This is a genomic window from Streptomyces corallincola, assembly GCF_019104725.1.
Classification (GTDB): Bacteria; Actinomycetota; Actinomycetes; order Streptomycetales; family Streptomycetaceae; genus Streptomyces; species Streptomyces corallincola.
Map to the genome: position 1 here is coordinate 190,806 of NZ_JAHRXF010000001.1, position 14,044 is coordinate 204,849.

General features: G+C 71.8%; 12 protein-coding genes and 1 pseudogene. 11 read left to right on the plus strand and 2 right to left on the minus strand.

Annotated features, from left to right (window positions below; translation table 11 throughout):
• Window positions 1-79 precede the first annotated feature (79 nt).
• The 5 genes from KUM39_RS00875 (at window position 80) to KUM39_RS00895 (ending at window position 5,337) form a co-directional block, all read left to right on the plus strand.
• The gene (locus tag KUM39_RS00875; protein ID WP_217783346.1) at window positions 80-1,441 is read left to right on the plus strand and encodes a beta-1,3-glucanase family protein; all 1,362 of its coding nucleotides are present in this window, start codon (window positions 80-82) and stop codon (window positions 1,439-1,441) included.
• A gap of 178 nt (window positions 1,442-1,619) precedes the next feature.
• A complete protein-coding gene (locus KUM39_RS00880; RefSeq protein ID WP_217783347.1) occupies window positions 1,620-2,300 on the plus strand; it encodes a chloramphenicol phosphotransferase CPT family protein in 681 nt (226 codons plus the stop codon).
• 345 nt (window positions 2,301-2,645) lie between these two features.
• Window positions 2,646-4,151: a purine-cytosine permease family protein gene (locus KUM39_RS00885; RefSeq protein WP_246619366.1), complete on the plus strand. Its 1,506-nt coding sequence runs from the start codon at window positions 2,646-2,648 to the stop codon at window positions 4,149-4,151.
• A complete protein-coding gene (locus KUM39_RS00890) occupies window positions 4,148-4,705 on the plus strand; it encodes a cysteine hydrolase family protein (RefSeq protein ID WP_308288011.1) in 558 nt (185 codons plus the stop codon). Before KUM39_RS00885 ends, KUM39_RS00890 begins: the two co-directional genes overlap by 4 nt.
• A 233-nt stretch (window positions 4,706-4,938) precedes the next feature.
• Window positions 4,939-5,337, plus strand: coding sequence for an SseB family protein (locus KUM39_RS00895; protein WP_217783348.1), 399 nt, complete (start codon window positions 4,939-4,941; stop codon window positions 5,335-5,337).
• 48 nt (window positions 5,338-5,385) lie between these two features.
• Here KUM39_RS00895 and KUM39_RS00900 read toward each other — a convergent pair whose 3' ends face one another.
• Both KUM39_RS00900 and KUM39_RS00905 read right to left on the minus strand, forming a co-directional pair.
• The gene (locus KUM39_RS00900) at window positions 5,386-5,811 is read right to left on the minus strand and encodes a MarR family transcriptional regulator (RefSeq protein ID WP_217783349.1); all 426 of its coding nucleotides are present in this window, start codon (window positions 5,809-5,811) and stop codon (window positions 5,386-5,388) included.
• A gap of 266 nt (window positions 5,812-6,077) precedes the next feature.
• Window positions 6,078-6,428, minus strand: a complete 351-nt coding sequence (locus tag KUM39_RS00905; RefSeq protein WP_217783350.1) for a VOC family protein — start codon at window positions 6,426-6,428, stop codon at window positions 6,078-6,080.
• 442 nt (window positions 6,429-6,870) lie between these two features.
• On the opposite strand from KUM39_RS00905, the gene KUM39_RS00910 reads away from it, so the two are divergent.
• The 6 genes and pseudogenes from KUM39_RS00910 to KUM39_RS28020 form a co-directional block, all read left to right on the plus strand.
• The gene (locus tag KUM39_RS00910; RefSeq protein ID WP_217783351.1) at window positions 6,871-7,851 is read left to right on the plus strand and encodes an SMP-30/gluconolactonase/LRE family protein; all 981 of its coding nucleotides are present in this window, start codon (window positions 6,871-6,873) and stop codon (window positions 7,849-7,851) included.
• 349 nt (window positions 7,852-8,200) lie between these two features.
• Window positions 8,201-9,037, plus strand: a complete 837-nt coding sequence (locus KUM39_RS00915; RefSeq protein WP_217783352.1) for an undecaprenyl-diphosphate phosphatase — start codon at window positions 8,201-8,203, stop codon at window positions 9,035-9,037.
• Window positions 9,038-9,301: 264 nt separating this feature from the next.
• The gene (locus tag KUM39_RS00920; RefSeq protein WP_217783484.1) at window positions 9,302-10,063 is read left to right on the plus strand and encodes a FadR/GntR family transcriptional regulator; all 762 of its coding nucleotides are present in this window, start codon (window positions 9,302-9,304) and stop codon (window positions 10,061-10,063) included.
• Between the two features lie 84 nt (window positions 10,064-10,147).
• Window positions 10,148-11,143 (plus strand): asparaginase, encoded by a 996-nt coding sequence (locus KUM39_RS00925; protein WP_217783353.1) that lies wholly within the window; start codon window positions 10,148-10,150, stop codon window positions 11,141-11,143.
• Window positions 11,144-11,510: 367 nt separating this feature from the next.
• Entirely contained in the window at window positions 11,511-12,917 is a 1,407-nt protein-coding gene (mptB, locus tag KUM39_RS00930; protein WP_217783354.1) for a polyprenol phosphomannose-dependent alpha 1,6 mannosyltransferase MptB, read from the plus strand.
• A 209-nt stretch (window positions 12,918-13,126) separates the two neighbouring features.
• Window positions 13,127-14,008 (plus strand): annotated as a pseudogene (locus KUM39_RS28020) (glycosyltransferase 87 family protein); the annotation flags it as partial.
• Window positions 14,009-14,044 lie beyond the last annotated feature (36 nt).

Below are 14,044 nucleotides of genomic sequence, written 5' to 3' on the forward strand. Positions count from 1 at the left end.
GTACAACCCCGGATAGAGCGCTCTCAAGCACCCGCAGTCCTCACCCCCCGCCCGGCCGCCACGGCTTTGGAGACCCCCCATGCGGACTCACCCCAGCGCAGCCATACCCAGACCACCTGCCTCAACGGCACGTTCCCGTACGGCACTTCTGCTCATCCTCGCTCTGCTCGCCACCTGCTTCGTCGCCATGTCGCAGTCCCCGGCGCGGGCCGCCGACAGTCTGCTGTCGCGTGGACGTCCCGCCACCGCGTCCTCCTCGGAGAACGCGACCTTCGCGGCGGGTGCCGCCGTGGACGGCAACACCGGCACCCGCTGGTCGTCGGCATTCTCCGACCCGCAGTGGCTCCAGGTGGATCTGGGCTCGGTCAGGCAGATCACCAGCGTGACCCTCAACTGGGAGGCCGCGTACGCGCGTTCCTTCCAGATCCAGACGTCCACCGACGGCTCCCGCTGGACCAACGTCTACTCCACCACCAACGGCACCGGCGGCGTCCAGAACCTCAACGTCTCCGGCAGCGGACGCTATGTGCGGATGAATGGCACGGTCCGCGCGACTTCGTACGGCTACTCCCTCTGGGAGTTCGAGGTGTACGGCCCCGGCGGCGGCACCTCCAACCCCGGTGACGACTTCTGGGGCAGCACGAGCGACATCCCGCCCGCGCGCAACGCCGTCGAGGTGAAGATCCTCAACCGCACTAACGGCAAGTACCCGGACAGCCAGGTCTACTGGAGCTTCAACGGCCAGACGCACTCCATCGCGGAGCAGCCGTACCTCGACATGCCGGCCAACTCGGCGGGCCGCATGTACTTCTACCTCGGCTCCCCGAACGGCCAGTACTTCGACTTCATCGAGTTCACCGTCGGCAACAACGTCTTCAACGGGAACACCACCCGCGTGGACGCGTTCGGGCTGAAGCTCGCCATGCGCCTGCACAGCAAGGACGGTTACGACACCGAGGTCGGCGAGAACCGGCAGACCTTCGCCGAGGACCGCGCGACCACCTTCCAGCGGTTCACCGACGCCGTACCCGGCCCGTTCAAGGTGCTGGCCCAGACCCAGGGCCCGTTCCGTATCATCGCGCCCGGCAGCGACCCCAGTTTCCGCGCGGGCGGCGCCAACGCCAACTACTTCACCTCGTACGCCCAGTCGGTCGGCGTCAACGCGGCCACCTCGGACATCTTCGGCTGCGCCGGTTCGCTCGCCGCCAACCCCGACATGTGCGCGGGGCTCAACCGCCATGTGGCGACGCTCCCCGCGTCCCAGCAGTCGGACCCGGCCCAGTACTACAAGGCCGCGCCCGGCAACTACTACGCCAAGTTCTGGCACGACAACGCGATCAACAACCTGGCCTACGGCTTCCCCTACGACGACGTCGCCGGTCAGTCCTCCTTCATCTCCCACGGTGACCCCCAGTGGCTCCTGGTGGCGGTGGGCTGGTGACACCACCCCCTCCTCCGGCCACGCATCCGTCCGTCTGAACCGGGCCGGACCTCGGGAGTGACCGCGCCGCCGGGCCGGGTCCACAGGAAGTGGGCCAGGCCCGGCGGCTCTCGCCTTCCGTACGATGATCGAGTACGGCCGGTCCGGCCGTCGTCGCCGTGGACGCGAGGAGTGGACGATGAAGCCCCGGAACCCTTCGCGGGAAACGGAGTCGGCCGCGGAGCGCATCCCCGAGACCTCGGCCCGCGGCGCAGTCGTCCTGCTCAACGGGACGTCGTCCTCGGGCAAGTCGAGCATCGCGCGGGCGCTGCTCCCGATGCTGCCGGGGAGTTGGTTCCACCTGCCGGTGGACGCCTTCCACCGGATGCGCGGCGGTTCACCCGTCGCGGCGGACGACCTCCCCGCCGAGATCGACCGCACGGTCAAGGGGTTCCACCGAGCCGTCGCCGGGATGGCCGCGGCAGGCAACAACGTCCTCGTGGACCACCCGCTCAGCCGCAGGTGGCGCCTGCTGGATCTGCTCGGCCTGCTCGTGCCCGAGGACACGGTCCTGGTCGCGGTGCGGTGCCCGCTGCCGGAGCTGGAACGCCGCGAACGCGAGCGGGGCGACCGGCAACCCGGTCTGGCCGCGCTCCAGTACACGCAGGTGCACGCCCACGGCGTCCACGACCTCGATGTGGACACCGGTGTGCTCGACGCCGACGAGTGCGCCCGCCGTATCCGCGATCTCCTCGCCGTACGCCCCCGTCCCCGGCCCACGGCCTTCGAACGGCTGCTGGCGAGCGAGGCACGCGTGGGGGCGCCGCACGTAGGGCCGCCGCACATGGACGCGCAACACATGGACGCGCCCCGTTCGTAGGCGCTCCACACATAGGCGTTCCGTACACGGGTGGGGCGGGCACGGGCGGCCCGCACTCGGGTGGCCTGCACGTGGAGGCGGAGGCGTCACACCTGGACGCATCGCACATGTGCGCGCCGCCTATGTGCGCGCCCCACATAGGCGTGTGCCCCACGAAGGCGTGCGCGCCTCATATGGGCAAGTCACATGGGAGCGAGCCACACATGAGCCGGCCCCCCTCAACGCCCCGCCTTCTCCTCGCCCCGACCTCCCGGCGCGACAACAACGCGTGATCTTCTTCGTTGACGGTGTTCCAGCACGCGCCTAGCCTCGGACGCACACGTCCGGACAGGTGGTAGGTCGAGGATGACGCATTCGCAGGACGCAGGGTCCGGCAGATCCGACGCGCGGCCGATGCAGGTCGAGACGCACGGTCTGGACGTGATCGGGGACGCGGAGCGCAAGGGCACTCCACGCACGCTGTTCTGGCCGTGGTTCGGGGCGAACGTCTCCGTTCTCGGGCTCAGCTACGGCGCCTTCGCGCTGGGCTTCGGCGTCTCCTTCTGGCAGGCGCTCACCGCCGGGATCGTCGGCATCATCGCCTCCTTCCTCCTCTGCGGCTTCATCGCCGTCGCCGGAAAACGCGGCTCCGCGCCCACGATGGTGCTCAGCCGCGCCGCCTACGGGGTGCGGGGCAACCGGCTGCCATCAGCCATTTCCTGGGTGCTCACGGTGGGCTGGGAGACCGTCCTCATCTCACTGGCCACCCTCGCCACCGCGACCGTCTTCGACCGGCTCGGCTGGGGCGGCGGCACCGAGACCAAGGTCGTCGGTCTCATGGTCGTGGCGGCGCTGACCGTCGTCGGCGGGGTCATGGGCTTCGACCTGATCATGCGGCTGCAGACCGCCATCACCGTGATCACCGGCGTCCTGACCCTGGTCTACATCGGTCTGGTCGCCGACCACATCCACTGGAGCACGGTCGCCGCCATCCCGGCCGGGTCGCCCGAGGAGTTCATCGGCGCCCTCGTCTTCGTCATCACCGGTTTCGGGCTCGGCTGGGTCAACGCCGCCGCCGACTACTCCCGCTATCTGCCCCGCACCTCCTCCAGCCGGGGTGTCATCGGCTGGACCACGGCGGGCGGCTCGGTCGCCCCGTTGCTCCTGCTGGTGTTCGGCCTTCTGCTGGCGGGTTCGTCCGAGGACCTGAGCAAGGCCATCGCCGCCGACCCCATCGGCGCCCTCACCACCATCCTGCCGACGTGGTTCCTCGTACCGTTCGCCGTCGTCGCCGTCCTCGGACTGGTCGGCGGCGCCATCCTCGACATCTACTCCTCCGGCCTCGCCCTGCTCTCGGCCGGGCTGCGCGTACCGCGCTACCTCGCCGCCCTCCTCGACGGCGTCCTGATGATCGCCGGGTCCGTGTACATCGTGTTCTTCGCCGACAACTTCCTCGGCCAGTTCATGGGCTTCCTCACCACCCTCGGCGTCCCCATCGCCGCCTGGTGCGGCATCATGCTCGCCGACCTCGCGCGCCGCCGCCGCGACTACGACGACGGCGACCTCTTCCGGCCGCACGGCCGCTACGGCGACGTGCAGCCCGCACCGCTGCTGCTCACCCTCGGCGCCACCGCCGTCGGCTGGGGCCTGGTGACCAACACCGCCGCCGACTGGCTGACCTGGCAGGGCTACCTCCTCGGCCCGGTCGGGCTCGGCGGCCGTACCGGCGACTGGGCATACGCGAACCTCGGCGTCCTCGTCGCCCTCGCGCTCGCCTTCCTCGGCACCTGGCTGCTGAACAAGGGCCGCGTCCGCGCACAGGAGAGCCTCGCCCCCAGCCCCGTACCGAACGACGGGGCGTACACCGCGTGACCGCCGGGCCCGCGCCCGGCGACCTGCTCGCCGTGATCGACATGCAGCGCGTGTTCGCGGACCCCGGGAGCCCCTGGCGCACGCCCCGGTACGCCGAGGCCGCCGCCGGGATCGTACGACTGCTGCCCGCCTTCGGAGACCGTGTCGTCTACACCCGCTTCGTCGCCCCGGCGGAACCGGCCGGGGCCTGGCGCGCCTACTACGACGCCTGGCCCTTCGCGCTCCGGCCGCCGGACGCCCCGCTCTGGGACCTGACCGACCAGTTCGCCGATCGCCCCGGACACATGGTGGACGCCACCACCTTCGGGAAGTGGACCCCTCGGCTCGCCACACTCCTCGGCGGCCCGGACGCCCGCCTCGTTCTCACCGGCGTCAGCACCGACTGCTGCGTCCTGTCCACCGCGCTCGCCGCCGCCGACGCGGGAGTTGAGGTCGTCGTGGTCGCGGACGCCTGCGCGGGCGCGGACGATGCGGCGCATGAACGGGCCCTGCGGGTGATGGAGCCGTACGGCCCGCTGATCCGCGTGATCACCGTGGACGAGCTGCTCGCGTAGCGGCTGGGGGCACGCCCTCGACCGATCCGGCGGGCGGGTGCTGTGCCCCGTAGGACTGCCGAGCGGTGCGCCGACCGGTCCGGCGGTCGCTGTCGCGGGCCCTGCGGAAGCTCACGCTCCGGTCTGACGGCCGCTGACGCATGGCCCCCGCTGCACCGGGTACGCGTGCCGAAAGCACGCCCGGGTGTCAGCCCGTGCGTGACCGTAATGCCGCCGCTACCTGGGGATCTGTGATGGAAACTCCCGCACACGACGACCTTCCGACGCCCGCCCAGCAGGCGCTCGACGCGCTGGCCGTGAACGCCGAGGACCAGGGAGCCCTGGACACCCTCGCCCACAGCGATGTGCTCGTGCCCGTCCCGGACGACGCCGTGGACAGCGAGGGCGCGGGGTCCGCGACGATCGCTCTGCCGGTGCTGGAACAGGCCGAGGGCGATTCGGTCGTGCCCGTGTTCACCTCCGAAGGAACGATGGCCGAGCTGCTGCCGTTCGTCTCCCGCTACCGCCTGGTGCCGCTTGGCGCCCTCGCCTCCCAGTGGCCCGCCGACGATCTGTCGCTCGCCATCGACGGCAACTCCGAGCACGGCCTCACCCTGACCTCCCAGGGCGTACGCACCCTGCTCGTCAGGTAATCCGTCCGGCGAGAGGGTGCCCGTCTCGCGCGGGACCGCCGACGGGCCTCAACCGGCCCCGGCGGTCCCGCGCAGCATGCGGGCAAGTACACGCCGTTGGAGCGGCAGCACCTCGGCGTGCAGCTCACGGCCCCGGCGGGTCAGTACGACCGCGACGCCCCGGCGGTCCTCCGTGCAGGCCGACCGCTCCACCAGTCCGTCCCGCTCCAGCCTGCTGATCAGACGGGACAACGCACTCTGGCTGAGATGCACCCGGCCGACCAGGTCCTGCACCCGATATATCCGGCAGGTATCGGCAGAGGTGGCGGTGGGCGGCGGGTCCGAGGCGAGTACGTCCAGCACCTCGAAGTCGCTCGCCCCGAGGCCGTGCGGACGCAGAACGCGGTCCACTTCGCACATTGTCCGCGCGTGCACGGCGAGGATGCCCCGCCAGCGCTCCTCCAGCCGGTCGTCAGCCGGCGTGTCGGCTGCCATACGGGCACGGTAGCACTGGCCCGGTCAGTGGTTGAGCGTGCAACTGGTTTGGTGTTGTGGCTGTTGGGGCTGCTGGGTGAGTGTGTGCGGGGCATGGGCGCTGCGTCTGTGTGTCCCGCGCCTGTGTGGTGCGCCGGGACGTGTGTGCCGAGCACATGTGTGCCCGGCACATGTGCTGTGCTCGTGTGCTGTGTTGTTCGACGGCGGCCGGGTGATACGCCGGTACGAGACGGCCGTACGAGGCGGCCGAGCGAGGGCTACGAGGCTCAGGCCTCTGGGTCCTGGAGCAGGCCGACGAGGTTGCCGTCGGCGTCCTTCACCGAGGCGATGATCCGACCGCCGCCCACGTCCTGGGCGTCCTGAAGCAGCTCCGCACCCGCCTCACGCAGTGCCGCGAGCCGTTCCTTCAGGTTCGTCACATGCCAGTACGGCACTGGGCCGGTCATGCCCTTCGCGTGGCCGTTCGGGTCGAGCCCGATGTCCTGCCCGGCGGCCTTGAAACCGACGTAGTACGGCTCGTCCACGTACGGCTCGACGCCGAGCAGCGCTGTGAACAGGGACTTCGCGCTGTCCTTGTCGTGGACGGGGTAGATGATCGTCTGTACTCCGGCGGTCATGGGACCACTCCTCTCGGGATGTCCGGTCCGGCGGAGGCGGGGTGCTCGGCGCCGGTGCTTCTGCGTTCCACGCTAGGGCGGGGGGCGGGGTGGGCGCTTCTCCGATCCTGACCGGTGTCAGTGTCAGTGTCAGTGTCAGTGCGGGTGCGGGTGCGGGTGCGGGTGCGGGTGCTGGTGCTGGTGCTGGTGTGGCCGTTCGCCTTCCGTCCCCGTACCGCCGCCCGTGTAGCTCCGGCGCCTGTGTCGCTATGGGGGCCGACGCCACTGCGGGCCCGGTGTTGGTGGGGTGCCGACCTATGTGGCCTCGGAGGTGCTTCCGGAGTGCCTGTTGGTCCGTACGACGCGGAATCCCCGGCCCCGTGAGGATTTCGCCGGGGTGTATCCGGCAAGACATCCCGCACCGGCCGGTACCGGTCCGGCGGGGTCCGTGAAGGAGGCACGCATGACCAGGGCGCTTGTTCCGCTCCACAATCTGCGCCTTGGTGGTGTGGGCCCCGAGGATGTGGTCGTGGACGCCGAGGGGCGGGTTCTCGCCGGACTCGCGGACGGCCGTGTCGTGCGTGTCCACAACGTGGAGGACCCCGATCTCGCCCGTGTCGAGGACTTCGCCTCCACCGGGGGCCGTCCCCTCGGCCTCGAACCCCTCCCGGACGGCGATCTGTTGGTGTGCGACGCCGAACGCGGTCTGCTGCGTGTGTCGCCCGGCGGTGCGGTGAAGGTGCTCGCGGACTCGGCGGCGGGGGAGCCGCTGCGGTTCTGCAGCAACGTCGTCTCCCTGCGCGACGGCACCGTCTACTTCACCGTCTCCAGTCGCCGCTACCCCCTGCACTCCTGGCTGGGCGACATCGTGGAGCACATCGGCACCGGACGCCTGCTGCGGCTCGCACCCGGCAGTTCCGTACCCGAAGTCGTGCTGGAGGGGCTTCAGTTCGCCAACGGGCTCGCGGCGAGCGCCGACGAGTCCTTCCTCGTTCTCGCCGAGACCAACGCCTGCCGCCTGCTCAGGTTCCCGCTCACCGGCCCGCGCGCGGGTCACGTCGAACACTTCGCCGACCTGCCCGGCATGCCGGACAACCTGTGGCGGGACGGCGCCGACGGTCCGATCTGGGTTGCGCTCCCGCTGCCGCGCCTACGGGTGCTGGACGGGCTGCACCGGACTCCGTTCGCCGTGCGCCGCGCCGTCGCGGGGGCCGCGCTGCGGGTGCCGTTCCGCCCCAGCGGCTCGGTCGGGGTGGCCGCGGTGGACGACCGAGGTGCCGTCGTGCACCATCTCGCCCGCCACCACTCCGGGTTCCGCATGGTCACCAGTGTGTGCAGGGTCGGGCGGCGACTGGTCCTCGGGAGCGTCTCGGAGCCGGGGCTCGCGGTGTGCGCCCTGCCGCAGAGCGTCGGAGTGCCGGTCGGCGTGATGACCGGCCGTTAAGAACTCGTTGTGAAGGGGCGGCTTCCCGGCCGGTGCGTCCCGGTGGAGGCGGGGCCCCGATACCGGCCGCCCAGCGGTCTCCTGCGGGTGCGCACACTCGTGCTCGTACGGTAAGCGCCGCACGTCACCGCCCGTGGGGTCGCTAGCGTGTCGCCGTACTCGCCGCGGTCCTGCCGTGCTGCTTCATGGTGCCCCGCACCATGTGGTCCTGCGCCATGCCCAGTCCCGGCCGCACAGGGGGGAGCGCCATGTGGGCCACAGAGGGTGGGGCGCTTGGCGTGGGACCGGGCTCCGTGAGTAGTGTCTACAGCACTGTCGTCGCCCGATACTCTCCCCAGAACTGGAATCCATGAGCGCCATCTCCGTCGGTCAAGCCGTCGTCCTCGGAGTCGTCGAGGGGGTGACCGAGTTCCTCCCCGTGTCCTCCACGGGCCATCTGAAGATCGCCGAGGGGCTCATGCACATCCCCGTCGATGACGCGTCCGTCGTCGGTTTCTCGGCCGTCATCCAGGTCGGCGCCATCGCCGCCGTGCTCGTGTACTTCTTCAAGGACATCAAGCGGATCGTCTCCGCCTGGTTCCGAGGTCTCGGCAACCGTGAGGAGCGGTACCACCACGACTACAAGTTCGCCTGGTGGGTCATCGCCTCCACCATCCCGATCGTGATCGTGGGCCTGGCCGCCAAGCCGCTGATCGACGGCCCGCTCGCCTCGCTCTGGGTGGTGGCCGGTTCGCTCATCGTCGGGTCCGGTGTGATGTGGGTCGCGGACCAGATGGGCCGCCACAAGCGCGGTGAGGACGACACCTCGTTCAAGGACGCCATGCTGGTCGGCTGCTCCCAGATCCTCGCCCTGCTCTTCCCCGGGTTCTCGCGTTCCGGTGCCACCATGTCCACCGCGCTCATCCTCGACCTGGACCGCGTCGCCGCCACCCGGCTGTCCTTCTTCCTCGGCATCCCCGCTCTCACCGGCGCCGGTATCTACGAGCTGAAGGACGCCCTCGGCGCGGGTGTGGGCGCTGCCCCGCTCGCGGTCGGCACCCTCGTGTCGTTCATCGTGGCCTACGCCTCCATCGCCTGGCTGCTGAAGTTCGTCGCCAAGCACTCCTTCAACGCCTTCGTGATCTACCGGCTCGTCATCGGCGCCGCCCTCCTGGGGCTCCTCGCCACCGGCACCCTGGCCGGCTGAACCGGACCCGACACGCCCACGGGGCGCGGCACCCACACCGGGACGCCGCGCCCCGTAGTCGTAGCCGCCCCTATGTGTGCTTCGCCCATGTGGGCCTCACCCATGCGGGTCCAGGTGGCGGCCCACCTGTCCACATGTGCGCTCACCGCGCGGCCTTGACACCCGCCTTGACACGGACGCCCCGGCCGCCGCACCATCGCACCCGTGAACCCCGACCTGTCAGACAGCCTGACAGGTGGCTCGGCACCCCGGCGCGTGAGCGCGATGGAGGCCGTTCTCGGCCACCTGCGCGGCGCCATCGAACGCGGCGAGTACGCCGTGGGCGACAAGCTCCCTTCCGAGGCCGAGCTGTGCCGCACCCTCGAAGTGTCCCGTCCCGTGCTCCGCGAGGCGTTGCGCGCGCTCCAGACCGTCGGCCTCACCGTGTCCCGCACCGGCAGCGGCACGTTCGTCGTCGCCAACGCCGTCCAGGACCCCACCTTCGGTGACTACGCGGCCGGTGACCTGCTCGAAGTCCGGCGCCATGTGGAGATCCCGGTCGCCGGATACGCGGCCGTCCGCCGTACCCCGGAGGATCTCGACCGCCTCGTCGGCCTCCTGGAGCGGATGGAACGCGAGACCGACACCACCGTGTGGGTCGCCCTGGACACCTTGTTCCACCTGACCGTGGCCGAGGCCGCTCACAACCCCGTCTTCCGCCGGGTCATCGAGGAGATCCGCGACGCGCTGGCCCGCCAGTCCGCCTTCCTCAACGAACTGGGCGGCCGACGCGAGCAGTCCGAGCGCGAACACCGGGCCGTCGTCGATGCCCTCACCGCCGGGTCCGCGCCCGACGCGACGCGGGCCATGAGCCATCATCTCGACCGCGTCGGCAGCAGCCTCAGCGACATCGTCCGGGCGGGCACGAGCAGCGTCCCGGCCCGGCCCGGCACCGTACCGGCGGCCGGTTTACTCCCCGTGGCAGATCCGGACGCGGCGCCCGGCCATGTCCCGGCAGCCGCGCCCGCCGCCACGGCCGACGCATGACTCCCGTACCCGCCGCCACGGCCGACGCGTGACCCGCGTACCGGCCGCATCCCCATCCACCCTCCCCGGCAGTCTCAGGCAGTGATGAACACCAAGCTCCGCGCGGACGCCCCCGCGATCCGCGAACCCCAGCACGCCCCCGTCGCCCGCCTAATACGGGACGGCATGACCGAGGGCGTCCACTACGGCTCCGTCGTCGTGCTCGACCCCGACGGCCGGGTGTCCTTCCGGCTGGGCGACATCGACGCCGCGTTCTACCCGCGCTCCGCAGTCAAGCCGCTGCAGGCCGTCGCCATGCTCCGCGCCGGGCTCCCGCTCGACGGCGAACTCCTCTCCCTGGCCGCCGCCAGCCACTCCGGCGAGGAACGCCACCTCGACGGCACCCGCCGCATCCTGGCCCGCGCCGGACTCACGGAACAGGACCTGCGCAACGTCCCCGACCTGCCCTTCGACCCTGCCGTCCGGGACGAATGGGTGCGCACCGGCCGACTGCCCTCGCGGCTCGCGCAGAACTGCTCCGGCAAGCACGCGGCCATGCTGTGGACCGCCCGTCTCAACGGCTGGACCCTCCCCGACTACCTCGACCCCGCCCACCCCCTCCAGCGGGCCATCGCGGACACCGTCGAGGAACTGACCGGGCAGCACATCGCGCGGGTCAGCACCGACGGCTGCGGTGCCTCCCTGTTCGCCGTCTCCCTGCTCGGGCTCGCCCGTGCCGCCGCCCGCCTCACCACCGCCGCACCCGGCACCCCCGAGGCCCGCGTGGCCGACGCGATGCGCGAGCACGCCGAGATGGCCTCGGGTGCCAAACGGGATGTCGCCGCGCTGATGCGGGCGGTCCCCGGACTGCTCGCCAAGGACGGCTTCGAGGGCGTCCAGGTGGCCGCGCTCCCGGACGGCCGCGCCGTCGCCGTCAAGATCTCCGACGGTGCCGACCGCGCCCGCGTCCCGGTCACCGCGGCGGCTCTCGCCCACGCGGGCGTGGACCCCACCCTGCTCACCGACTTCGCCGGGCAGGCGCTGCTCGGCGGCGGGCGCCCGGTGGGGAGCGTACGGCCGGTGGAGGCGCTGAGCCGCTGAAAGGCTGAGCCGGGGAGCGCGCCCGGAGTCCGAGACACGGCGGCTGCCACATGGGCGGAGCACACATGGTTGCCTCCGCGCACATGGTGATCGACCACATGGGTGCCCCGCACATCAACAGGCAGGCCGCCGCCCGCACAGGGTGGCCGCGTGCAAACCCACATGTGGCCTCCGCACACGCACCCCGGCCAACCATGTTCGCCCCCCACATACACACCCGCCGATCATGTTCAGCCCCCACATAGCCCGGCCCCACGCAACCCAGCCCCTCACCCCCAACCCCCTCGCACGTTCCGGTCATGTGGGAGTCGTCCGGCAGGGGAGACCGCGTCGCCTTCCGGCCACTCGCCGTTGACACGCTGCCCCAGTGTTGGCCACGGCTTTTCCCTTCGATCTGCGCCGCTGCCAGGTGCTCGGCCTGACCGGTACCGCCTTCCTCGCCCTGGGCGGCGAGACAGCGGGCGCGCTGCCCGTCCGGGGCCTCTTCGCCCCGGCCTCCGCGCAGGCGGCGCTGGGCCTGGTCGGCGTCTACTTCGGCATCGTCCTGCTGATGGCGGCCTGGCTGCTGCTGGGCCGCCTGGTACACGGCCCCCGGCCACCCTCGCCACGCCAACTCGTGCTGGTCCTCGCCGTATGGGCGACCCCGCTGCTGCTCGCACCACCGCTGTTCAGCCGCGACGTCTACAGCTACCTCGCCCAGGGCGCGATGGTAGACGCCCACATGGACGTCTACACCTACGGCCCCGCCCACCTCGGCGGCCCGCTCGCCGACGAGGTCGCCCCCATGTGGCAGCACACCGCCGCCCCGTACGGCCCCGCCTTCCTCACCGTGGCCTCCGCGCTGTCCGCACTCACCCGCGGCGAACTCCCCGCCGGACTGCTCGGCATGCGCCTGGTCGCCCTGCTCGGGGTGGCCCTGATGGCGGCGGCCCTGCCCCGCCTCGCCCGTCACAGCGGTGCCGAGCCGTCCGCCGCGCTCTGGCTCGGCGCTCTCAACCCACTGGTCCTGCTCCACCTGATCGCCGGTGCCCACAACGACGCGATCATGCTCGGACTGCTCGGCCTCGGCCTGGCCGCCGCCTTCGGCCGCCGCCACCTGCTCGGCGCGGTACTGATCACCCTGGCCGCGCTGGTCAAGGCACCGGCGGCCCTCGGCCTGCTCGCCGTCGTCACCCTCCGGAGCAGATCCGGCCGTCACCCGGTCGCCGCCGTGGTCGCCACGGGCGCCGCAGCCGTGGCGACCACGGCCGCCGCGACCGCCGTCGCCGGGACCGGATACGGCTGGCTGCGCGTCCTCGACACCCCCGTCTCCGCCCGCAACTGGGCGCTCACCACCCTCCTCGGCCGCGCGACCGGTGCCCTCCTCGACCGGCTCGGCAGCGGCCTCGCACCGCTCGCCCTGCCCGCCTGGCACCTGCTCGGCCTCGCCGCCACCGTCCTTGCCACCGCCCTGATATGGCACCGCCTGCGCCCACGCCCCGTCTACGCCCTCGGCCTGAGCCTGCTCGCGGTGGCCGTACTCGGCCCGGCGATCCGCCCCTGGTATGTGCTGTGGGGGCTGTTCCTGGTCGCCGCTGCCGCGCCGAGCACGCCGGTACGGCACCGGGTGACCGTCCTCGCCGGGGTGGCGGCCCTCGCCGTACTGCCCAGCGGAGACCCCGCCGACCCCGGACAACTCGTCCTCGCCCTCTGCGGCGGCGTCCTCGGCGTGGTCGTGCTCTGGCAGGCCCACCTCAGCGCCGCGCAGGCACCGGCCACCGGACACACCGTATGACCGGCGCCCCGGGCCTCGGAGGCCCAGGTCACACGGCCGCGTCCGCCACCACACCCGAAACCGCCCACACCCCGGCGCCCGACACATGTGCCGCCGACCCACACCAACCCCGCGACTCACGTGCGTCCCACCCATGTACGACCAGCTTCGCCCCCGGCACCGGGACCGCAGATGGCCCGTACCCCGTCCGCACCCACCCACTGAGGGCCATGACACCGACACCGCCACGCACCGACCGCGGGCGCGTGCCGCGCGTACTCGCCCTGGCCGCCGCCGTCACCGTGTTCACCGCGACCGTGCCCCTGCTGCGGGACTTCTTCGACCTGCGCGTCTACTACGGCACCGTCCACACCTGGATCGGCCACGGCGCCCGGATCTACGACTACCGGGTGCCGGGAACCCCGTACGGCTTCACGTACCCGCCGTTCGCCGCGCTGCTGATGCTGCCGCTCGTGACGGTCGGCCGGGGCACGGCCGTCGTCGGCTCCGTGCTCGTCAACCTGGCCGCGCTCGCGTTCGTGCTGAGGGTGCTGGCCGGACCCCGGTGGCGGCGGATCGGCTGGTACCGCTGGTCGCTGGCACTATGTGCGCTCGCCCTGTTCGAACCGCTGCGGGACACCGTCAGCTTCGGGCAGGTGAACCTCGTCCTGCTCGCCCTCGTCCTCGCGGACTGCCTGCTGCTGCGGAGCGGCCGGGGCCGCTGGGCGGGCGCGGGCATCGGGATCGCGGCGGCGGTGAAACTGACTCCCGCGCTGTTCGTCGTCCTGCTGCTGCTCGCGGGCAGGCGCCGCGCCGCCGCGCTGGCCACCGCCGTCATGCTCGCCGCGACCGCGCTCGCCGCCCTCGTGGACCCGGCCGCGTCCCGCTACTACTGGACGCGCGCCCTGTGGGACACCGACCGCGTCGGCCGCCTCGCCTACGTCTCCAACCAGTCGCTGCAAGGGGTCCTCGCCCGTCTCGGCACCCAGGACCGCGTCCTGTGGGCGGTCGCCACACTGCTGGTGCTGTCCCTGTGGGCGTGGCGCACACGGCGTGCGGTGGCCGCCGGTGACTGGACCGCGGCCTTCGCGCTCACCGGGGCGGCGGCCTGCCTGGTCAGCCCGGTCACCTGGGTGCACCATCTGGTG